Origin of the sequence: Paenilisteria riparia FSL S10-1204 (genome assembly GCF_000525995.1) — a bacterium.
Taxonomy (GTDB): Bacteria; Bacillota; Bacilli; order Lactobacillales; family Listeriaceae; genus Listeria_A; species Listeria_A riparia.
Genome location: NZ_AODL01000012.1, coordinates 37,312 through 58,961, shown reverse-complemented (window position 1 = coordinate 58,961; position 21,650 = coordinate 37,312). Strand labels below are relative to the sequence as shown.

The following is a 21,650-nucleotide window of genomic DNA, read 5'->3' as shown; positions in this document are numbered from 1 at the left end:
GCCTACACCTCTCATATATACATCGATAAAAAGCCTTGATTGTATGACTTACAAGCATCGACCGCCGACTCTGCCTCGCCTGTTGATACCGTCGCAACCGTATAACGAAATTCATAAAAGCCCGCCAAATCCACTTTAAAATTCGTTTCCCAAAAATTATTCATTGCCCAAACATAAAGCGGCTCTGCGTTCTTATTCTTATCCCCGTGTCCTGATAGCTCAATCAAGTGATGTTCCAAATCGCCAAACACAAGTAGTGGCGTATCTTTCACAGCTATAATAAGTGACTTCTCTTCACCAACATAAGCCGCGCCTTCTTGTACTAAGTAAAATTCCTGATTCGTTTCTGGCAACTGATCTATCCCCGGCCGCAAAATACATCCCGTTTTATCAACGAAAAGTTCCTCTTTGACGCCTGTCGTGAATGGGAAGGAAATGTATAAATTCTCTGGGTCCCAAACACTGTCCTTATGCAAACGCAACGTCACATCAATTTTTGGTGTGTCACGGTAGACTTTCATATGAATTTCATACATTTGCGTGCCTTCTAAGTCGTACGTGAAAACAACCGTCGCGCTCACAGCACCAGCTTCCGCAACGCGAACGTCCCGCAATTTCGACACATACCGCATCGTGTCCACCTTCTTGCGATTGCGCCCCATCGTGTGTCGCACTTCCCACGCATTTGGCTTCGTTTCCGTCCGCTCATAAATCCCGGCAAACGGCGCATGCTCCATGTTTTCGCGTAGTAATGAACACCCGTCCTGCTTATCAACTAACGAAACAATGCCCTGCGTTTCATCCAGGACCATCGAATAATACGGCGTCTCCACCTGATGCGCATTGACACGCAATCCCTCTTGCCAACCATCATACATAATATCGTTCACTTTATCTACCGCTAAATAACGATATTTCTCCTTCTGCAATTCCTTTTTAGGTCGAATTCGCAAAATCCGTTCTTCCAAAGCGTCCAATTCGATAACAACTTCCACTTCTTTCGCGCGCGCAATAGCACGGACTTGTGATGGCAATACGTTTCCCGTCTGCTCATCCACAACCTCCATATTTTGCAGTAAAATATCAACTGCAACGCCCTCCACATCTTCCCAATGCTCAATATACAAACGAACACTGTCCTTGCGCTTCGTTGCCTGCGGATTTATTACTTTAAATAATTTTTCCCGGTCCGGCCGGATACTAACTTCCCCTTTATCCGCCAAAATGGCATCTAATTTTAGCGAAGCCAACTGATTAGCCCGAATCGCATATGCTGATTTTCTGAAATCTAAGTCATTAACGAGCGTCTCCCAAGGTTCCGTTACAGAGGAAGAATAGCCCCACGTATGCTCTGCGTATAACGTCAACTCATACGCCACGTCATCCATGTATGCCTTATCCGCCGCAACAGCATCAGGCGCCAACTGTTTCCCAAGATGGAATTTTCGTTGGGCATCTTTGTAATGCTTCACAACTGCAGGCGTCGAGCCAATTCCGTCAGCCCACCAATCATTCCAATCACCACGATAAACCGGTAGCTCATTCACTTGTTCCCGCAAAATTTCAAAAAAGTGGTTCAACGTAATCATCTCGATTTCGATTTCATCGCCATGTAACTCATTCCAAGCCTTCACGCGCTCCAAAATACGTCCATTCGGCGCACCATTATCCGTACTCATCCCAGAAATCATCACCGGCACAAAATGATAGTCATACTCTGCATCATTATCCAAGTTCTCAATATATTTATAAATCCGCTCCTCTGCAATTTTAAAATCAGCCACTTCCGCATCCGGATTATAGCGATCCTCCAATAAATACGTAATCCCGTGTTCCGGCACTAGACATAGCTCATTTCCCATATGATAATGATCCGACACCCACGTCAACACGCGTTCGCCACTTGGCCCTTCCCACCAGAAGCCATTATGCTTTTTGCCAAGTGGGTACATCCCGTGATGCGTATGAATACAACTGAATAAATTCTCAATCCCATTCTTAGCCAGCGCATCCGCATAACCCCAAGAATAACCATTAATATCAGCCGTCATCGCTGAATCAAGCGGTACAGCCAACCGATCTGCATAACTTCTACCTTGTGCTAATTTGTAATTTAGCAAATCATTATCCGCCAGCTCCGTCATATTCAAATAATTGAGCGAAATATCAATAAGTCCCGCCTGAACGTAGCGCTCAAAGCACGCAATATTATCAGGACTACTGTTCGCAAGGAAGTTCTCCACTTGCCAATAATTCTCGCATACCCACCGAAAACCTTCCCACTCCGGATGTTTGCCATTTTCAATATCCGTTAAAATATCGATGGCTTGCTGAATAAAGTCCACATGATACCGTTTCAACTTTTCTTGACGCTCCGTGTAGCCAATGTCTGTGTGTGAATGGTGCAGTAAGTACAATGTCCATTTTTTTGATAAACCCATTTTTCAAAACACTCCTTATTTTGTAGTGACGATAAAGCCTTTTTCCAAATTTCTGTGTGACAGTACGAATAAAATGATGGTCGGTATCGATACGATGATGGCTGCTAGTAGAATCGGTGGTACTTTCTGAATCGTAGCTCCACCAAGCAATGAAACCGATGCCATTACTGGGCGTGCCGACTCAGATTTCGTTAACGTCATCCCAAACAGCAAATCGCTCCAAATCCAAGTAAACTGGAACAAAAACACAGCAGCAAGCGGCGCACGAGCCATTGGCATATAAATTTTGCGGAAAATATAGAAATCAGAAGCGCCATCAATCCTTGCGCTTTCTAACATTTCTTTGGAGACACCCATCAAAAAGTTCCGCAATACAAACACGCTAAACGGAATAATGAGTGCTGCATAAATCAAAATCATCCCAAATCGCGTATCATACAACCCAACCTTATTATACGCTTTAAAAATCGGAATTAAATACACTTGAAACGGAAAAATAGTCCCACTATAAATCACGAAAAACCATAGCAAACCATGCTTAATTTTCAGTGTTTCAATCGCGTACGCCGCCAATGCGGCCATGATAATCCCAAGAGCTCCACCAAGCGCGCCGTAAATCATACTGTTGATAAAGCCCGAGCCGAGTTGTATTTGCTGCGTCAAGTACTGCCAGTTTTCTGAAATCGAGAATGATTTTGGCAAGTCCCAGAAGTTCCCTGTACTATATTCTGCAGAACTTTTCACAGCGTTAACAATAACGTAAAGGAATGGGAAAATCCATATAATTGCCAAGATAATTAGGATAGTATTGATGACCCATTTCCCAACGCCAGCATGTTTTGCTTCTACCATCATTATTGACCCCCTTCTCTAGTGAACGTCTTTCTTAAGTAGACAATCGAAATAACTAATATAATCACGGATAGCATGACAGCAATAGCTGAACCCATCCCTAGATGACTATTGGAAAACGACTCTTTGTACATCGTAACCGCCAATGTTTCCGAAGTTCGGTATGGCCCACCACCAGTCATTACCCAAATACTGTCAAACGTCTTGAAGCTGTTCACAAGTGACATGAGAACAACAACAATAATCGTCGGCTTCAACAACGGCAAAATAATTTTCGTATACAACGTAAGTCCAGAAGCACCTTCTAATTTCGCCGCCTCAATCGGTTCTGTCGGCATATTCACCAAACCAATAATGAAGAGCAACATGTTCATCCCAATACCTTGCCAAATCCCGGCTCCAATCATCACACCAGTATTGACATACGGTATATTCAACCAGTTCTTATCCAAATTCTCAAAACCCATCATCCCAAGAAGTTGTGGCAAACCATACATCGATAACAAACTCGTCATAATTAAGCCAACAATAACACCTGAAACCGCATTCGGAAAATAAAACAGGTTTTTGAATAACGTTGAAAATGAACTTTTTGTAATAGCGATGGCGAAAAGCAGTGGCAAGACAACAGGAATAATCAAGCCCGCAGCTACCCAAACCAACGTATTAATGCAAGACAATAGGAAATTCTTATCTTGAAAAACCGCAACATAATTACTAAAACCGACAAATTCAAAATCCCCTAAACCGCTCCAATTCGTGAAACTAATAACCAACGTGAACAAAATCGATAAAATACAAAAACAAAAGACAAAGAGCACGGCTGGCGCAATATATAGATAGGTTTTTAAACCAGCTCCTCTTCTTACGTTCGGCTTTGCTTGCAGACTCATACAGGTCACACCCTTCTAGTAAACTCATTCTAAAGCAAGAGGTGAACAGTATTAATACTCCCCCTTGCTTTTACATTATTTAAATGCGCTATCTGCTGCTTTTTGAATTGTGTTTAATGTATCGTCAATCATGGCATCTGTCGGGTTGTAGAAGAACTTCCACAATTCGTCGGTAGCCACATTCACAATATCAATAGGTGTTGCTTCGTAGTAACGAATCATTACTGTATATTTACTAGTATCCGCTGCTTCTTTTACAAAACCGCCGTTAACAGGGTCATCCGATTTTGTTTGATTGGTATTAATAATGCCTGCCTCATCAACAAAAATTTGCTGCACATCTTTTTTGTAGAAGCTTTGTAGTACTTTTTTAGCTTCTGCACTTTGTTTACTATTTTTTGACACAACGATTGGAGCCGCTTCGTAGAAAATAACTTGTTTTTGATTAGCTGTCATTGATGGTGCAACAAATACGTCGAAGTCTTTGCCGGGTTCCATATTGTAGTCTTTTTTCAAATTAGTGGATGTCACGGTTGGCTCATAAATCATGGCACTCTTATCAGATGAGAACATTTTTGCTTGAGATGCTGGATCGACCGGATCGCCGAAGTAACCTTTTTTTAATCATCTTTTGCCAGATTTTCATGACTTTCTTCATTTCAGGATCAGTATATTTAATATCCCCTTTTGTTAAACCGACGTAAAGGTCCGGATCATAGCTGGCGGTAAGTGTTTGGAACCAGAGGAAGCTTGCCCACGGATCGTTTTTCAAGCCAATTGGTTCGACTTTATTTGCTTTTAAGGTATCGCAAACTTTGATGAACTCGTCCCATGTTTTAGGTACTTCTAAATTATATTTATCGAAAAGGTGTTTATTGTATAAAATGCCGTTATAAAGAACACTGTAGGGTGCTGCATAAACTTTGCCATTAATGGTGAAAGCGTCGGCAAGTCCTGGGTTCACGCCTTCTTTTTCATAATAGTCTTTCCATTCTTTCGTTAGGTCAACTACTAAATCATTGTCTACCAGTTTTTTCAGTTTATCGCCACTCCACCATGTGAACAAACCCGGTGCTTTGTCGCTATCAAGCGATTGCTGAATCGCCGTTTCATAAGCTGTTACTTCCGTGTAACCAACTGTTTTGTACCCTACACCACCATCTTTTTTAATTTGGTCGGACATGGAATTCATAATCCCAACATTTTCACCGCCCTTATCGGTATAAAATTCCACTGCTGAACTTGAGGAATCGCCGCCTCCGCCACAACTAGCCAAAAGCATTAGAACTGCAACTATACAACTGATGGATATAACTTTTTTCATGCTTAAACTCTCCTTTTTATTGTTTTTAAAAACAAAAATATGATTAAATATTTCTATTTTTCCAATTTCATTCAATATAAATAGCCACTTTTGGGAATTATTATACCTTTCTCGTTTGTTATTTTTATTATAAGGATATACTAATAGTCGTGCAAGCGGTTACAGGTATTTCGAAAATGATTTTCGATTGCCGAAAAGAAGCTGACAAGTCTATCCAGTAAATTTTTTAGCTATTATTCAAATGAGAAAATGCCCACAAAAAATAACCACCAATCGTTTGACCGAGCTTGATGGTTACTAATACAACAAGAGTCGTCTTCTTAAGACGCTACTGAAGGCAGGTCATGTTCGCACATACCTTCTTTTTTCATATTTACTATAACAATAATCTTATGATTTAGGTAACGATTAAAACTATGTTTTAAATTTAAAACCCGTCCATCCCTCCAAACCTCATTGTTTGCCAACACGCTGAGCTAGAGTTGGAATACTTTTTGGATGATAGCTAGCGTCAATTCGGATGTGTCACTTACAAGTTCATCTGCTCCAATAAGTCCTGTTCCAACACCAATTGCTTTCATTCCTGCTGATTTAATAGCTTCTACACCAGCTTGCGCATCTTCAATTCCCACTGCATTTTCAGGTGCAACTCCAAGGCCTGCCGCCGCAACTAAGAAGATTTCTGGGTCTGGTTTTGAATGTGTGATTTTCGCTGCATCTGCCAAATAGTCGAAGCTGTCCGTTAAACCTAATGCTGCCAGAACCATTGGTGCGTTTTTAGAAACGGAAGCCAGTGCAATTTTTAGGCCTGCTGTGCGAATTGCTTCTAGTAATGAAGCGATGCCAGGCAAGATATCAGCTGGAGACAAGTCTTTTAGAAGTTCCACATAATGCGCGTTTTTCTTTGCAGCCAGTTCTTCTTTTTCGGCAAGTGTAAAATCTTGTTCTCGTCCGCCTTTTGCTAAGATTAGATCGAGCGAATCCATGCGACTAATTCCTTTTAGCGTCTCATTAAATGCCTCATCAATCTTGATATTTATGTCCGCCGCTAGTTGTTTCCATGCTAAATAATGAAAATGTGCGCTATCTGTGATGACACCATCTAAGTCAAAAATTACTGCTTCTAACTGTTTCACCGTACTCTCCCTTTCAGCAAGACCGCCACATTTCGAGCAGTCCGTTCAATATTTTCACGCGTTTTCGGCAAAATTTCAGCCAGTGTCCCCGCCGTTGCAATCGTCGGAAAAACAGCATCAATTTTCGAATAAACCGCGTCAATTCCATCTCCAATACTACCACAAATACCGATAACCGTCGCGTTTTCCGGTGCGCAATTAGCCACACCAATCGGCGCTTTGCCAAAGATTGTCTGACCGTCCATGCGTCCTTCGCCAACAACAATGATATCCGCGTCAGCACACACTTCCTTCATTCGTAACTCACGCAAAACAAGCTCGATACCCGGCTCAAATTTAGCACCTGCAAATAGCATTAGGCCAGCACCCATACCGCCGCCAGCACCACTTCCTGGTAACTCCCGTACATCTTGTTTGAAAATCGAATAGAAACCGCGCATCGAATTATCGATACTCGCAATCTTCGCATTTGGCAAACCCTTTTGCGGACCGAAAATTGCTGCGGCACCGTTCTCACCACAAAGCGGATTCTCCACATCGGCAGCAATCCGAATCGTTGTCTTGGCAAGCCGCGCGTCCATATCTAGCAATGACACTGAACTAATATCGCCTAAATTTTCACCTAGTGCCGGTACTGCTTCCCCACGAAGATTATAAAAATGAGCTCCAAGCGCCGAAGCCATGCCAATTCCACCATCATGCGAGGCGCTTCCACCAACACCAATAATCATTTCATGGACGCCGATATCCAACGCATGTCGCATCAATTCACCGACACCCACCGTGCTCACTGCGAGTGGATTACGTTTTTCTAAAGGCACTAAGTGTAGACCACACGCCTCGGCCATTTCAATAAAAGCACGCGTTCGATCCGCGCTAAATGCCATTTTTGCCGTCACAGGTTCACCAAAAGGTCCCGTCACCTGAACCTCTTCCATCACGCCGTTCGATGCTTGCGCCAAAATTGGAATCGTCCCTTCGCCACCATCACCTACAGGCAAAAGGCGATAATCCGCGTCTGGAAAAGCAGTCGCGAATCCTGTCTGTATTGCCTTTGCAACCTCCTGGGCTGTCAAACTTTCCTTATATGAATCCGGGGCAATGACAATTTTCATGTCTACTCTCTTCCTTCCAAAATTTAAATTTCTAGTCCAGCCGTCATACAGTATTCTTTCCCAAAAACATGAATCGAAATCGGTGCTGTTGATTGTTTACGAATCGCAATATGTTCTTGTTCTAGCGTGATTTCCAAACGCTCCCCGTGCCACACAAAAGAAAAATCTAAGCGTTCCCATTCCGCAGGTAAACGAGGATTCAAATGCAGCTCGCCGTCCATAATCGCAATACCACCAAAACCGAACACCGTAGAAAGCCAAATCGCACCAAGTGACGCCGCATGAACACCTTCATCCGTTCCACCAGAAGTAGCTTCCAAATCAATTCGACATGCCTCTTCAAAAAAACGATACGCCAAATCCTGCTGTCCAACCCGATTCGCCACAATCGCGTGAATCGCCTTGCTGAGCGAAGAATCATGAATGGTATGCTGCTCGTAATAATCCAAATTATGCGACACAATATCTTGCGAGAATAAATTGGGCATCAAATAAAGCAACATCACAACATCTGCCTGCTTCAAAATCTGCATCTCGTTCACTTCCGCACGCGAATAATCCAGCAAAATCGCCTGAGACCCTTGCTTCTCCTTGTACACCGCCAAATCAATTTCCGGCTTACTAAGAAATGTATCGTCCTGCGGTATCAGCTTATCAGCATTCGGTTGTGGCAAGTAAATTTTGCGTAAAAACGCCTCACACAAATCATAAAACGCCGTATGTTTTTGTCCATATTTCGACATAAAGCGCAACGTCTGGTACACATTTTCATGCGCCAAGTAGTTCGTATACGCATTATTATCCACATGTTCTGTATATTCATCCGGACCGATTACATCTAATATAACATATTTCCCGTCCCTTAATACAGCCCGACTTAACCAAAAACGCGCGGTATCCTGCAAAATTTTCAAGCCCTCATTCTCCATGAAAAGCTCATCCTGACTTGCCTCATAGTAACTCACAACAGCATGCGCAACATCCGCCACAATATGATGTTCCGCAATTGCCGAAGCCACCTTTTGACGTTTTCCAGTCCGCACATTAATCGCTGCAAACTCAGGCGTCTCTTCCTCACCGCTAAACGCACTCTCCCAAGGGAACAGCGCACCTTGATACCCATTTTTCGCTGCCTTGTCCCGCGCTTGTTCCAAATGCAAATACCGGTACCGCAACAACTTCCGAGCTTTTTCAGGATGATTATACAAATGAAACGGCGCAATAAAAATCTCCGTGTCCCAAAAAACATGACCTTTATATCCCTCACCCGTAAGCCCTTTAGCACCAACACTAAACCGCTCATCATGACTTGGCGTCATCACTTCCAAATGATACGCTGCAAAATCAAGCGCCAACTGGTCAAAATCATTTTTGGAAGACACCGTCACCCGATAATCTCGCCAAAATTTCTCCCAAGCATTTTGCGATTCAATCAATGCCTCGTCATAACTTTTCGCCTCACGTATTTGCAGTAATCCAAACTCAGCCGGATTTTCCGCTTCCAAGCTCGTCGCGATAACGCTTACTTTTTCTACAGAAAACGGCTGCTCCTTTGGTAACTCCTGATTTACCGTCACATGCAACTGTCTATTTTTCGCCACAAAAGAACCAGGTTGACTAACCATCGATGTCACCGCAATACGTTGCTTACTTTGCGTCGTTGTATATTCCCCCTGCATCCACGTTTCACTGAAAACTCGCAAAGAATCTTCCACCAAATGCTGCGTCCCAAAGTTTGTCTGCTGCCCGTCTATGCCCGTCCGAATCCGCACCGTCGCATCGTCCGACAAACACGTTACAGCTACTTTTGAATACACCATATGTAATTTTTTCTTACTAACAAATCGTTTAAAACAAAGCCCAAATTGCTTTCCATTCGGATGCTTCCAAACAAGTTCCCGCGACAATTCACCCGTTGCCAAATCAAGTTCCCGTCTGAATTCACTAACTTGCCCACTAAACATCGAAAAAATAACACCGTCTATCTCTATCCAAAACTTTGTCACATCAGGCAAATTCACTAAATCAGAACTCACTTGCTCTTGCGCCTTATTGTAAATTCCCGCCACAAACATACCGCGCGTTTGTTCCGGATAATCCTCCTCAAACGACGCGCGAATGCCTAAGTAACCATTTCCCGTCGTCATCAAACTTGCATACATATTAAAATAATGCGCGTCTATTTTCGTTTCTCGTAACACACTAATTTTACTCATAAATATACACTCTCACCTTTTTCTGCCGATTCGTAAATCGCCTCAATCAATCGTTGTATTTGGTAGCCTTGCTCAGCATCCGCTACCATTACATCCGCACCTAACGCCCGATTCACAAACGCTTCCATGCTTTTCACATGCCGTTCCTCGTCCGCCACATCCCGTTTCAAAAGCGTCACCAATTCCCCAGCTTGATCCGTGTAAACCTCCGCAGGAAACAACGTAGCACCCGCCTCATCACCGAAAAATTCCACATTCAAAACCGCTTTATCCTTCATTTGCAAAACAAAAGACGTTTCCAATTCTAACAACCCACCATTTTCAAACTCAATAAAAGCAAAAACCGCGTCCTCCACATCATATTTCGTAGGGTCCCACGTTCCAAATGTTCCTTCCGACTTCTTTGTCCCAATTTTTTGAAACATTTTGGCAGTCACTTTCTTGACCTTCGGAAAATCGAGGACGTACATCGCAGCATCCAGCATATGAATGCCAATATCAATCAGCGGTCCCCCGCCCTGTAACGCCTTATTCGTAAATGATCCCCATCCAGGAACGCCAGAACGGCGCAATGCCTTCGCTTTTGTCACATACACTTCACCAAGTACGCCATCCAGATAAGCCCGCTTTACCTCCGTCATGTCCGTCGCAAAACGGTGATGAAAATCATAAGCAAGCGTCAAACCCTTCTCAGCCGCAAAATCACGCATCATCCTCGCCTCATTCGCCGTCATCGCAGGAGGCTTCTCACACATGACTGCCGCACCATGCCTAAGTGCCGTCATCACGTTATCAAAATGAAAACGATTCGGCGTACAAATACTCACCAAATCCGGTTTTTCCGTTGCAAACATCGTCCCCGCATCCACATAACTCCGCGCAAACCCATTCTGCGTCGCAAAATCCGCTCCTCGTTTCTCGTCTGGATCAACAACTGCGACCAATTCCAAATCTGCCGTCCGCGTCAAATAATACGCCGCATGCACCTTCTCGGCCACCTGCCCAGCACCAATAATCGCCACTTTCTTCACGTCCTACGCCCCCTTAAACACTGCCTCCAAAACCCATTTTCGAAGGCAGCGGCATCCTTACTTACCTACAAGTTTTCAAATGTTCTAGCGCATCTTGGTACGCTTTTTCCGGATTTTCCGCACGAACACGGCACTCAAACGTCAAGAACCCGTCGTAGCCATCCGCCTTCAACTGATCGAAATGCTTCTTGAAATCAAGCGAACCACTTCCCGGCTGATAACGATGATTATCTGCCACATGCACATGCTCCACCAAGTCACGGTTCGCATGCAATGCCTCCGAAATCCCGTCTTCCTCAATATTCATATGATAAAAGTCTGCAATAATTTTCACATGTTTCAAATCATTGACTTCAATATAGCGGCGCGCATCCCCAAGTAAATTAATCATGTGATCCTGATACCGATTCAACGGCTCCAAGAAAATCGTCGTCCCCGTCTCACCAGCAATCTTATCCAAATAAACAAGCGACTCACTAACAGCCTTAAAATCACCATCTTGAGAACGCGGTGAAACCATTGGAGGCAAGCGATACGTGAACATTCCCCAAGCCGCAGGAACCACAATCCCCTTCCCGTCAACAGCTTGCAACGCCTCTAAAATCGCCTTAATTTCCTGCAAACCATTCAAACGACGCTCCTCAATAAAGTCCCCAATCCAACCATCATAACCACCACAAGCCGTCGTTACAGGAATTCCCGTCGCAGCAATTGCAGCTTTCACTTCCGCCACATTATCCACCAACAGTTTCCCGTCAATTTCAAATCCTTCAAAACCCATTTCTTTGATATAAACAAATTTCTCCATAATCGCTTCCGGAAAAAATGCCTGATTTTGCGTTCCAATTTTCATGATACGTCGCGTCTCCTTTAAAGTTCAATTCCCATCTTAATACTCAAATCCGGTTGCTGATCCACATATTTCATATACGCGTCCGCACTTTCCGATAAATTCACAATCGGGTCGATCAAATCTTCACAATCCAAATACCCATTCATCAAAAGTTCCCAGCAAGTCTCCTCAATACGCTTCCGATTCCAACGTGGATAATCCGGATTCGGCTCACTAGAAGCACGCGCAAACACAATTTTAGCATTGTTAAAATGCGCTTCCCGTCCTAAATTAAAACCTTCCGGAAACGGCTTCGCAAACGCAACGTACGAAATAATACCGCCATACGCAATCCCGCGCAACGCAGCCTCCAAAGCTTGCCCGTTCCCACTCGTCTCAATAATCGAATCCGCGCCAAGCTTACCCGTCAATTTCTTCACTTCATATCCAACATCCGTACCAATAGGGCTAAAACAAGCATCCGCACCATGACGAAGCGCAATTTCCCGTCGATGTTCTAGCGGATCAACACCAATCACGATACTCGCACCAGCCTTTTTCGCCAGTTGAATCGCAATTTGACCAATCGCCCCAAGTCCAACAACGACAACATAGTCACCCGCACGCACATGCGCCTCACGAACACCACTCATCGCAAACTGCGCCGGATCATAGCAAACCGCATTTTTCCAGCTCGCACCCTCTGGCATTTTCCGAAGCTTATAATTACCCACAGCCTTCACAATCACCGTCTCCATAATCGGCCCATACGTACAAACCATATCTCCAATCGCATACTCCGTCACATCCGCGCCGATTTCAACAATCTCACCGACAACCATGTTCCCAAGCTGAAACTCACCGAACACAATCCCACGCGCAGCACCTTCCGCACGCGGCATAAACATATTCCACTCCTCATTAAACTCCTCATCAATAAACGGGCTCACACCACGAAAATCAACAACTTCCGTCCCATGTTTCGGCGACGCAAACACAACCTTAATCTTCGCCTCATCCCGAGCAACCGCTCTATCCTCATACTCCACTAACCCCGCAACCCGCGGCTCCAAAGCAACCAACTTCTTCATATCCAAATTCTCCTTCTAACTTAATTTAATCAATCCGTGCCTCCAAACCCGCCAGCACGGGCGAGAAGCGTTTAGCTTCTAGGAAAAGGCGAGCACCGAAGCGGAGCGTACTAAGGTACGTGAGCATCGGAGCACAGCCTTTAACGACGAAGATAAATGCTTCTCGCCCGTGCTCGCCTATCCTTTAACGCCGCCGTCAGTAAGATTTCCCTTAATAAACCGTTCCGACAAAGCGTACATAATAACAACTGGCAATGCCGTCACAAGAGACGCTGCCATCATTCGGCCCCAAATATAATCAGGTGTACTAAACAGCGTATTTAAGCCAATCGGTAGTGTGAACAAGTCCGAATCCGACAAGAAAATCGACGCAAACAGATAATCATTCCAAGCGACCATAAAGCAATATACAAATACTGAAATAATTCCCGAAATAGCTAGCGGCACAATAATACGCATAATAATTTGCATCCGATTCAAGCCATCCATCATCGCCGCTTCCTCAATATCCACTGGAATCGTATCAAAATAACTAATCAACATGAAAATCGCAGTCGGCAATGTCTGCACAACCATCGTAATAATCAGCGCTGTTCTCGTATCATACAGCCCGACACTCGAAATAATTTTAAACAACGGCACAATTAGCAAAATTCCCGAGAACATATATACCGTATAAAAACTCGCATTAATAGTTGTCCGCGCCCGGAAACGCAATTTTGACAACGCATAAGCACCTAAAATCCCTAAAATAACCGCAATCCCTGACGCCACAAGCGACACAATAAAACTGTTCTTAAAGTACGTCAAGAATGGGAAAATATCTGGATTGAAAATATCGATATAGTGCTGGAACGTCCAATCTTTCGGAAAAAACGTTGGTGGCGCCGATATTGCCTCTTTTGGGCTCTTAAACGATGTCATAAGCATAATCAAGAATGGAAACAATGTGAAAACAAGAAACAATACTAAACCTACATAAAAAACAATCTTCTTTGTTCGCTTTGTTTTTTTACTACTTACTGCCATTTAAATTCACCCGCTTTCTCGTAATCATGATGACTACAAAGATAATCACAAATAGGATTACCGAAATCGCCGAAGCCTTACCTAAATCGTTGAAAGCAAAGGCCGTTTGGTATAAATAAATTCCTAAAATATTTACTTTATTCGTCAGCAAATATACGTCCGTAAACATGTAGAACATCCAAATCGCACGCAGCGTCACAACAGTCGCTAGAACTGGCATAATCGCTGGCAACGTCACAATTTTGAACTTATCCCAAACTGTTGCCCCATCCATGTCAGCCGCCTCATAAAGCGATTTATCCACCGTTTGCAATATTGCCAAGAAGGAAATAAACGCATATGGGAAATAACGCCAAATCGCGAACAACACAACTAAAATAAAGCTAGAAACAGGATTATCAAACCAAAGCGGCGCATCTTTCCACAAGTGCAACACATCGCCACCGATAAAATTAATAAATCCATAACTATTATTAAACATGTATTTCCAAGCAAAAATAAGTGAAATCGACGGCGTCACATAAGATAAAATAATCAACGAACGCGCCGTTTTGCGGAAACGAAACTCCCGGTTGAAGAAAATCGCAACCAAGAGTCCCATCACCGTGCTACCAGCGACCACTAAGAACGTATAGCCAAAAGTACGCGCTAGTGATTTATAAAATTCCGGATCTTTTAAAATATCAATATAGTTCTGCAAACCGATAAACGTAGAATCCATGTTAGGGTTGAGCGGCAACTCAAGGAAACTAATTTGGATATTCGAAATCATCGGATATGCTACCAATACGAGTAGCAAGAGGATACTAGGCGATAGCAAAGCTAGCGCCATTTTCGCATCCGAACGTTTATATGTTTTTGTTTTCATAGTAGCCTCCTAGTTATTGGATTCTGCCGTACTTTGCGCTTTCTTGAGCTCTGTGTCAACATCCTTTCCGCCAACCGTTACATCATTCACCATTTTTCCAATAACCCCGGAACTTGTGATGTCACCCATTTTCGTGAAGTTCTTACCATCGACAAGTCCGAAAACTTGAATATCATTGAATGATTCTGCGATTTCATTTGATAAATTACCAAATGCTTTTACGACTTCATTGTTTTTGTAATTTTCGTTTTCAAGTACGCCTTTATTAACTGGTTGCGCACCACCTGGAGACATAAGTACCCATTTCGTTTGGTTTTCCGGTTGCGATAGAAATTCAACTAGTTTCTTACCAGCTGCTTTTTGTGAATCATCTAGCCCATCTGATAAAGTAAGCGCTGAAACCGTTCCGTATACCGCTTTTTCTTTCTCTTCCGGAATAATAAAACCGACATTGCTTGGATCGCCATCTGTGAATACTGCTGGTAAAATGTATGTCGAGTAAATCGCCATTGGAACAGTGCCATTCATGAACGCATCTTTAATTTCCGTTACATCATTAGAACCTGGCATTGTGTATTTAGACAAGTCTTGATAAAACGTTAACGCTTGATTCATTTCTTTCGTATCGATTGTTATATTGCCCTTTTCATCCAACACATTGGCTTTGTTTGATAGCGCAAATTGTGAAAATGCTTGCTCAGCCATCGCACCTTCTGCTGTTGGAATAGCAATACCATATTTTTTATTCGCTTTATTTGTGAAATGTTTTGCGATTTTTAAAATATCGTTCCAGTTCTTAGGTTCTTCAAAATTCGCCGTAGCTAAAGCTTTCTTGTTATACCAAATACCTTGCACCCAGCCACTAAGCGGAACACCGATATAACTTTTACCATCTTCAGAACGCGTCAAATTCAGCGCACCCTCATAATAACTATCTTCACCAACTTTTTGAATAACATCTTTTACCGCATCTTCATCAATCAATTTATCTTTAACCATTACTTTTGCAAAATCTTGACTTACTTCCAAAACAGCAGGTAACTTTCCAGAACGCGCTAATGTCACCACTTTTGTATTGAACGCATCTTCTTCAACCGGTACTTGTTTTACCTTAATATTTGGATTTTCTTTTTCAAATTTTCGCTATTAATTCTTTAATAACGTCCAAACGCTCTTTTTCTACCGAGGAATGCATGAATTCGATTGTCACTTGCTTATTATCCGAACTTCCCGACGAACCGCCACACGCTGCCAACACAGCACTCAACATTAAAACAACAACAAGTAAAACTAAACCTCTCTTTTTCATCTTAAAATCCTCCTAGTTTTTGTTTTTTAGCCAACGAAACGCATAAGGAGCTAGCGTCATTGGAGCGCTCCCAGAAATATGCTGATTCGTCATCATATCCCACGAATCCTCCACATTACATGAAACAACCTGATCTGACAGATTATGCAAAGCTAATACATAATCCCCAGCCTCATCATATCGCTTCACTGCAAAAACTGCTGCACCATAATCCACGACTTCCATCGCTACATTCGGATGGAATAACTTCTCTAACTTGCGCAACTGCACCAACTCTTTAATACCTTCAAAAACTCGGTACATCAATGTTTCACTATCTGCAATTCCCGCTTCGATATCGGTCAGAGGGTACTTTTTGCGATTGATAGACCGATTATGCCCCGTCTTGGCAACTCCATTGAAATCATTGCGCGCCCCTAAAATACTTTGTACATAAATTGCGGGGACTCCTGGGATCACCAACAAGATCGAATGCGCTAATAAGAACCGCTGCAATCGTAAGTCATCTGAATCCGCCAACTTATTCAACGCATCCATATATGTCACATTAATTTCATATGGGCTCTCCGTTCCGTCTGGATTCTGCTTATACGAAACCAATGCGCCTTCCTCTTCTAAATCTTTCACCAAAGCCAAAATATCATTTTCCGGCACAATCCCACGAATTGGGTTTAAGCCAATCCCATCATGTGAAGCAAGGAAGTTAAAGAATGTTACATCATCACCTGGCAATTCTAACTCATTCGCCCAGCCAGAAAGAGCTTCACCATTTCCCGTATGTATCGCCTGTAAAACAAGCGGTGGCAAAGGGAACTGATACACCATGTGCGCCTCATCTTTTCCATTTCCAAAGTACGTAATATTATCCTTATGCGGCACATTCGTCTCTGTAATCATCACCGTCCCTGGCGCAATCTCATCTAAAACATCACGGAAAAGTTTCACAATTTCATGCGTTTTCTCCAAGTGAATACAGGACGTTCCTGGCTCTTTCCACATGAATCCAACCGCATCAAGCCTTACATATTCCGCACCCTCTTCTAAATAAAATGCGAGCACATCAATCATTCGAAGTAACACTTGCGGATTACTAAAATTCAAATCAATCTGATCCTCACTAAATGTTGTCCAAATGTGCTTCTTCTGCCCATCAGCAAGCGTAAACTCCGTCAAAACTGGTGTAGCACGAGGCCTTGTAACCGCTGATAAATCAGTATTTGGTGACATTTCTACAAAGAAGTTATCGTATTCCGGATTCCCTTTCAAGTATTCCTTGAACCAATCACTTTGCGCGGAAATATGATTACAAACATAGTCGAACATCAACCTCGTTGATTCTGTTAATTTCTTTACGTCTTTCCAATCGCCAAGTTTTGGGTCAACCTTTTTATAATCAATCACTGAAAAACCATCATCCGACGAATATGGATAAAACGGTAGAATGTGAACAACTTCAAACATATCATACAAATACTTATCATACATCTCTTTAAGTGTAGCTAACGTGGGTTCCTTCCCTGCAAAAAATTGATCACCATATGTAATCAAGACAACATCTTTATTGTCCCAACCTTGCTTGCGGGCTTTCACCTTCCTTTTCGCTTGTTCTATTCTGTGTTGGATATCACTAGCAATAGATATAACGCTTTCATTTTCATATATACTCACTACACGCTTCGTAATAATGTCCATTTTGTCCTCCTTTCTATGGTACCGCTCCCATGAAAAATTATATTACAGAAAGCGCTTTCTGTCAATAGTATTTTCCAAACTAATTTCTTATTTCAGCTACATGTCTATTCATATAAACAATCCCATCCATTTTCGTTTTCTATTGGACAACTTTACCACAATTGAGTAAAATAGAATTTAGAAACAAAAAGTGATGGGAACGGTCTCACCATCATATAACGAGGAGGACAAAGCTAATGGGAGCCACTATTTATGATATAGCTCGTCTCGCTGGAGTCTCTAAATCCACCGTATCACGGGTATTAAATAATCAAGCAAATATTTCACCCGATTCAAAAAAACGAGTTCTCGAAGCAATTGAAGCATTAGAATACCGACCAAGTAAACTCGCACGTGCTCTTACCAGTGCGGGATTCGATGCAATTATGGTCATTTCAAATCGGCCAACGAAGACGACAGCTGGAAATCCTTTCTTTTCGGAAATTATCCACTCTATTTCAGCCATCGCGGAAGATCACAATTTCGATTTAATTTTGCAAACATCCCGCAATACAGCCGATGAACTCGAGAAATGCATCGCTAAGATTAAAGAGAAAATGATTAAGGGTATCATTATGTTGAGCTCTCCTGCAGACGAATCCTTTTTCGAAAAGCTAGATTCTTTCAATATACCAATTGTTGTTACAGGAAAAATAGATGGTGATTACACCAATGTGTATTCTGTGGACACAGACAATTTCAAGGACTCCTACGAACTAACAAAATTACTAATTCAACAAGGTCACAAGCATATTGCTTGTCTGCACGCACCACTAAACTATCATGTCTCAATTGACCGACTTGCTGGGTACCGCAGTTCATTGTTTGAACACCATTTAGACATTCGTCGCGATTGGATTATAGATAGTGGCTATTCGGCTGAGGATGCCTACAATGCGACAAATCGCTTACTGACACTTCCTGAACGACCAACCGCGATTTTTGCAACGGATGATTTGAAAGCACTCAGTATCTACAAAGTAGCCGCTGATTTAGGGCTTCATATTCCTCAGGATCTATCTGTTATTGGCTATAATGACCGCGTCGTATCAACATTCTTAACGCCTCCACTAACCGCGATTGATATTCCAACGAAGCGACTAGGAAAAACCGCCACAGAATTACTATTTCAACTAATTGCACAACAACATGATATTGCAAAACATACCATCATTGAAACAAAGCTAATTAACGGTAACTCGATTCGCCAATTAGCTATCAATTAAAAAGAGAGGCACTATCAACATGCTCCATCGTTTTATACATCGTAAGTCTGCATTTCGTCCTTAATAAAAATAGTATGATCCACCATTCCTGCTAAAATTCGGTGTATTTCAACTATAGCCTTATCCTCTAAATAAACGTAGAAAACACTATACCTGTCCATATTAATTCTGCGATACTCTCTTGATAAGCACCTGCCATTATCATACACACCACCCATTCTAGGAAATGCGGTCAGGTTGTGTAATAACGCCTCTATTGCTTTGCTAAAATTCTGCTCGGCCTGAAATTGGTATACATCTTCCGTCAAGTACAGTGAGATACGATCGTAATCCAAACTTGCATGTCTGGAAAACTTAATTGTAATGCCTCTCGCCATACTTATTCCTGTTCAAATGCAGTCTGCGCTTTAGCTTTAGCTACTAGTGCGGCTGCCTTTCTTTTCACTTCTTCCCATGATAAACTCTTTCCCATTGCAAAGTCTTGCTGGGATTCGCGTAATTTCTCTGTGATCATCTCATCGTTCAAGGCTACCCAGCTGTGTTCGTAAGCAAATTTAGTTGCAGTTTCGTTTACAAGCTCGTTGTTCTCCATATTTGATGTCATTTCTGTGCACCTCCATTTTATATCTCTATCTTAACACACATTAGGAAGTTTGTAAATTTTTTATAACATTATGTGTCGAAATCATCTTTTATCGAAGGTTTATTAATTTTTAACCCCTTAATTATAAAAAAAACACTGCCAAGCGATATGCAACCCAACCGTTCGATTTTTGGGTGCACATCATGGCTAAGTGTCTTTTTCTTAGGCTATCTCTTGAACCATCACGTGTACGGTGTGTTCCTTTTCTCCATATGTGTGTTGTTGCTCTTCTATTTCTTTGAATCCTAGGTGGCTCCAGAATCCTATTGCTTCTTTGTTTTCTTCTAAAACGCCGATACGCAATGAATCCGCTCCACCGTCTAGCGCCCAATCTTTAATTACTTGGTATAAGACCTTGCCAAATCCACTTCCTCTTTCTTCTGGAATTAGCATGAGTAGTCCAATAATCCATTGTCCTTTTTTAGGGAAATCTGCAACAACATCAATTAGACCGATTGGCTTATCTGCCTCATCTAACACGGCCATGACGAACTTGTCACGCTTCGTTTTACCTTTTGGTAAGTCAGTAATGATTCCTTGCGCGTTCTGAGAAGTTGCAGGCGTACCTTGCTCCATTAGAAAATAATCTTCACAATTAGCGCACACCGCTTCCGCTAATGCCACATCTTTTTCCGCCAAAAATTTCACATGATAATTTCGCTTGTTATTCAAATAGCTCACCATTTTCCACTTTATTTCTTGATACTATCATACTATGTAAGTCGCGACCAATCAACCTAAAAAACGGCTAGCAAGTAATGCCAACCGTACTTTTACTAATTTAATATTCAGCGTCAAGAATCAGTATGCTATTTCCCTCTGGATCAGCACAACGCAACTCTTTTCCACCCCAATCTGCCATGAACGGTGGCTGGATTGCTACACCATTGAACTTCAACTGCTCATACGTTTTGTCCAGGTCATCTGCTCTAAAAACAAATTCCGTAGGCCCCTGTGTGGATACATCATTATTCGCCTTATTCCAAACAATAATTCCAGGATCATTTCTTGAAAAAGCCAATTTGGCACCATTATATTCGCCATGTCCTTCAAATACAAGCGGCACACCTAGCTGTTCACTATAAAAACGCACGAATTGTTCCGGATTACTTACAGCAATATTAATACCTTCCCAACCTTTTAACATCCTATCTCCTCCAAAATTACGTGATATTTCTTCATTCCCTCTTCATTTTAACACAAAACGCGCGATTAATTCCTCGAAATAGCGGTTAATATTTTATTTTGTAAGCTTTTATAGGTATACTAGAACTAAGGCATTCATTGCTGATAATTCATAGAAAAATTTAGGAGGCTATTCGACATGAGCAAACAGACAAATCAAACAGTACTTATCATGAATTTCGAAACAGAAAGTAAGTCCTATCAGGCATTTTCAGAGATTAAAACACTCCATGCGGAAAGAAAGATTCATGGGGAACAAATGGCCGTTGTTGTCCACAATCCCAACAATAAGATAGACGCAAAAGACTTCCTTGATTTCACGGGTGCAGACAAGAATATGAAAGGCAGCCTAATTGGTATGCTAGTCGGTATTCTAGGTGGTCCACTAGGTGTATTACTTGGTTGGATGACTGGTGCAATTATCGGTTCTACGCAAGATGCGAAAGAAATTCGCGATGCCATGAGCGTCTTTGAGAAAACACTCGAAACAATCCCTGAAAACCAAACAGGCGTTATTTTAATCGCCGAAGAAGATAACAATGAATTCATCAATGATTTAGTAAATGAACAACTTGGCGGTCGCGTTGTCCGTATGGATAAAGGCCTAGTTGCTCACGAAATCAATGAAGCTCGACAAGCAGAACAAGAAGCACAAAAAAGCGCTAAAAAACACTGGTTTAATAAAAAAGAAGACTAAAAATAGTACAGAAAAACCCGGCTCTGAGTTC

Annotated in this window: 20 protein-coding genes and 1 pseudogene; 2 read left to right on the top strand and 19 right to left on the bottom strand. The window is 42.3% G+C overall.

Annotated features, from left to right (window positions below; translation table 11 throughout):
* Window positions 1-11: 11 nt before the first annotated feature.
* The 15 genes and pseudogenes from PRIP_RS09340 to PRIP_RS09275 form a co-directional block, all read right to left on the bottom strand.
* Complete coding sequence (locus PRIP_RS09340) at window positions 12-2,441, bottom strand: glycoside hydrolase family 38 N-terminal domain-containing protein (RefSeq protein WP_036100946.1); 2,430 nt, start codon at window positions 2,439-2,441, stop codon at window positions 12-14.
* Window positions 2,442-2,456: 15 nt separating this feature from the next.
* Window positions 2,457-3,296: a carbohydrate ABC transporter permease gene (locus tag PRIP_RS09335; protein WP_241434146.1), complete on the bottom strand. Its 840-nt coding sequence runs from the start codon at window positions 3,294-3,296 to the stop codon at window positions 2,457-2,459.
* Window positions 3,296-4,186: a carbohydrate ABC transporter permease gene (locus PRIP_RS09330; RefSeq protein ID WP_036100944.1), complete on the bottom strand. Its 891-nt coding sequence runs from the start codon at window positions 4,184-4,186 to the stop codon at window positions 3,296-3,298. The genes PRIP_RS09335 and PRIP_RS09330 overlap by 1 nt, the downstream gene beginning before the upstream one ends.
* Window positions 4,187-4,261: 75 nt before the next feature.
* Complete coding sequence (locus tag PRIP_RS17690) at window positions 4,262-4,759, bottom strand: type 2 periplasmic-binding domain-containing protein (protein ID WP_241434145.1); 498 nt, start codon at window positions 4,757-4,759, stop codon at window positions 4,262-4,264.
* Window positions 4,746-5,510, bottom strand: a complete 765-nt coding sequence (locus PRIP_RS17685) for an ABC transporter substrate-binding protein (RefSeq protein WP_241434144.1) — start codon at window positions 5,508-5,510, stop codon at window positions 4,746-4,748. Before PRIP_RS17685 ends, PRIP_RS17690 begins: the two co-directional genes overlap by 14 nt.
* Before the next feature lie 476 nt (window positions 5,511-5,986).
* Complete coding sequence (pgmB, locus tag PRIP_RS09320) at window positions 5,987-6,646, bottom strand: beta-phosphoglucomutase (RefSeq protein WP_036100943.1); 660 nt, start codon at window positions 6,644-6,646, stop codon at window positions 5,987-5,989.
* Window positions 6,643-7,761 (bottom strand): glycerate kinase, encoded by a 1,119-nt coding sequence (locus tag PRIP_RS09315; protein ID WP_036100942.1) that lies wholly within the window; start codon window positions 7,759-7,761, stop codon window positions 6,643-6,645. Before PRIP_RS09315 ends, pgmB begins: the two co-directional genes overlap by 4 nt.
* Before the next feature lie 23 nt (window positions 7,762-7,784).
* On the bottom strand, window positions 7,785-9,968 hold the full coding sequence (locus tag PRIP_RS09310; RefSeq protein ID WP_420912117.1) for a glycoside hydrolase family 65 protein: 2,184 nt from the start codon (window positions 9,966-9,968) through the stop codon (window positions 7,785-7,787).
* 5 nt (window positions 9,969-9,973) lie between these two features.
* Window positions 9,974-11,008, bottom strand: coding sequence for a Gfo/Idh/MocA family protein (locus PRIP_RS09305; protein WP_036100940.1), 1,035 nt, complete (start codon window positions 11,006-11,008; stop codon window positions 9,974-9,976).
* Window positions 11,009-11,069: 61 nt separating this feature from the next.
* A complete protein-coding gene (locus PRIP_RS09300) occupies window positions 11,070-11,861 on the bottom strand; it encodes a sugar phosphate isomerase/epimerase family protein (RefSeq protein ID WP_036100939.1) in 792 nt (263 codons plus the stop codon).
* A gap of 17 nt (window positions 11,862-11,878) precedes the next feature.
* Entirely contained in the window at window positions 11,879-12,931 is a 1,053-nt protein-coding gene (locus PRIP_RS09295; protein ID WP_036100938.1) for a zinc-dependent alcohol dehydrogenase, read from the bottom strand.
* Window positions 12,932-13,108: 177 nt separating this feature from the next.
* Window positions 13,109-13,960 (bottom strand): carbohydrate ABC transporter permease, encoded by an 852-nt coding sequence (locus PRIP_RS09290; protein ID WP_036100937.1) that lies wholly within the window; start codon window positions 13,958-13,960, stop codon window positions 13,109-13,111.
* On the bottom strand, window positions 13,947-14,828 hold the full coding sequence (locus PRIP_RS09285; RefSeq protein ID WP_036100936.1) for a carbohydrate ABC transporter permease: 882 nt from the start codon (window positions 14,826-14,828) through the stop codon (window positions 13,947-13,949). The genes PRIP_RS09290 and PRIP_RS09285 overlap by 14 nt, the downstream gene beginning before the upstream one ends.
* Window positions 14,829-14,837: 9 nt before the next feature.
* Window positions 14,838-16,137 (bottom strand): annotated as a pseudogene (locus PRIP_RS09280) (ABC transporter substrate-binding protein).
* A 12-nt stretch (window positions 16,138-16,149) separates the two neighbouring features.
* Window positions 16,150-17,829 (bottom strand): alpha-amylase family glycosyl hydrolase, encoded by a 1,680-nt coding sequence (locus PRIP_RS09275; protein WP_036100935.1) that lies wholly within the window; start codon window positions 17,827-17,829, stop codon window positions 16,150-16,152.
* Window positions 17,830-18,065: 236 nt separating this feature from the next.
* On the opposite strand from PRIP_RS09275, the gene PRIP_RS09270 reads away from it, so the two are divergent.
* Entirely contained in the window at window positions 18,066-19,094 is a 1,029-nt protein-coding gene (locus PRIP_RS09270) for a LacI family DNA-binding transcriptional regulator (RefSeq protein ID WP_036100934.1), read from the top strand.
* 32 nt (window positions 19,095-19,126) lie between these two features.
* On the opposite strand, the gene PRIP_RS09265 is transcribed toward PRIP_RS09270, so the two are convergent.
* From PRIP_RS09265 to PRIP_RS09250, 4 genes are all read right to left on the bottom strand, one after another.
* Window positions 19,127-19,471 carry a type II toxin-antitoxin system RelE/ParE family toxin gene (locus tag PRIP_RS09265; RefSeq protein WP_036100933.1) on the bottom strand — a complete coding sequence of 115 codons (345 nt, stop codon included), beginning with the start codon at window positions 19,469-19,471 and terminating at the stop codon, window positions 19,127-19,129.
* Window positions 19,472-19,473: 2 nt separating this feature from the next.
* Window positions 19,474-19,698 carry a hypothetical protein gene (locus PRIP_RS09260; protein ID WP_036100932.1) on the bottom strand — a complete coding sequence of 75 codons (225 nt, stop codon included), beginning with the start codon at window positions 19,696-19,698 and terminating at the stop codon, window positions 19,474-19,476.
* Window positions 19,699-19,899: 201 nt separating this feature from the next.
* Window positions 19,900-20,421, bottom strand: coding sequence for a GNAT family N-acetyltransferase (locus tag PRIP_RS09255; protein ID WP_036100931.1), 522 nt, complete (start codon window positions 20,419-20,421; stop codon window positions 19,900-19,902).
* Between the two features lie 97 nt (window positions 20,422-20,518).
* Window positions 20,519-20,884 carry a VOC family protein gene (locus tag PRIP_RS09250; protein WP_036100930.1) on the bottom strand — a complete coding sequence of 122 codons (366 nt, stop codon included), beginning with the start codon at window positions 20,882-20,884 and terminating at the stop codon, window positions 20,519-20,521.
* A 177-nt stretch (window positions 20,885-21,061) separates the two neighbouring features.
* Between PRIP_RS09250 and PRIP_RS09245 the strand changes: the two genes are divergently transcribed.
* Window positions 21,062-21,619 (top strand): DUF1269 domain-containing protein, encoded by a 558-nt coding sequence (locus tag PRIP_RS09245; protein WP_036100929.1) that lies wholly within the window; start codon window positions 21,062-21,064, stop codon window positions 21,617-21,619.
* Window positions 21,620-21,650: the final 31 nt, after the last annotated feature.

Bases quoted from the DNA above. Each gene is read 5' to 3' on its own strand.
- PRIP_RS09285 (WP_036100936.1), bottom strand. From the start codon at position 14,828: ATGAAAACAAAAACATATAAACGTTCGGATGCGAAAATGGCGCTAGCT.
- PRIP_RS09295 (WP_036100938.1), bottom strand. From the start codon at position 12,931: ATGAAGAAGTTGGTTGCTTTGGAGCCGCGGGTTGCGGGGTTAGTGGAG.
- PRIP_RS09245 (WP_036100929.1), top strand. From the start codon at position 21,062: ATGAGCAAACAGACAAATCAAACAGTACTTATCATGAATTTCGAAACA.
- PRIP_RS09315 (WP_036100942.1), bottom strand. From the start codon at position 7,761: ATGAAAATTGTCATTGCCCCGGATTCATATAAGGAAAGTTTGACAGCC.
- PRIP_RS09335 (WP_241434146.1), bottom strand. From the start codon at position 3,296: ATGATGGTAGAAGCAAAACATGCTGGCGTTGGGAAATGGGTCATCAAT.
- PRIP_RS09330 (WP_036100944.1), bottom strand. From the start codon at position 4,186: ATGAGTCTGCAAGCAAAGCCGAACGTAAGAAGAGGAGCTGGTTTAAAA.
- PRIP_RS09290 (WP_036100937.1), bottom strand. From the start codon at position 13,960: ATGGCAGTAAGTAGTAAAAAAACAAAGCGAACAAAGAAGATTGTTTTT.
- PRIP_RS09265 (WP_036100933.1), bottom strand. From the start codon at position 19,471: ATGGCGAGAGGCATTACAATTAAGTTTTCCAGACATGCAAGTTTGGAT.
- PRIP_RS09340 (WP_036100946.1), bottom strand. From the start codon at position 2,441: ATGGGTTTATCAAAAAAATGGACATTGTACTTACTGCACCATTCACAC.
- PRIP_RS09275 (WP_036100935.1), bottom strand. From the start codon at position 17,829: ATGGACATTATTACGAAGCGTGTAGTGAGTATATATGAAAATGAAAGC.
- PRIP_RS09255 (WP_036100931.1), bottom strand. From the start codon at position 20,421: ATGGTGAGCTATTTGAATAACAAGCGAAATTATCATGTGAAATTTTTG.
- PRIP_RS09270 (WP_036100934.1), top strand. From the start codon at position 18,066: ATGGGAGCCACTATTTATGATATAGCTCGTCTCGCTGGAGTCTCTAAA.
- PRIP_RS17690 (WP_241434145.1), bottom strand. From the start codon at position 4,759: ATGTTCTCATCTGATAAGAGTGCCATGATTTATGAGCCAACCGTGACA.
- PRIP_RS09250 (WP_036100930.1), bottom strand. From the start codon at position 20,884: ATGTTAAAAGGTTGGGAAGGTATTAATATTGCTGTAAGTAATCCGGAA.
- PRIP_RS09260 (WP_036100932.1), bottom strand. From the start codon at position 19,698: ATGACATCAAATATGGAGAACAACGAGCTTGTAAACGAAACTGCAACT.
- PRIP_RS17685 (WP_241434144.1), bottom strand. From the start codon at position 5,510: ATGAAAAAAGTTATATCCATCAGTTGTATAGTTGCAGTTCTAATGCTT.
- PRIP_RS09300 (WP_036100939.1), bottom strand. From the start codon at position 11,861: ATGAAAATTGGAACGCAAAATCAGGCATTTTTTCCGGAAGCGATTATG.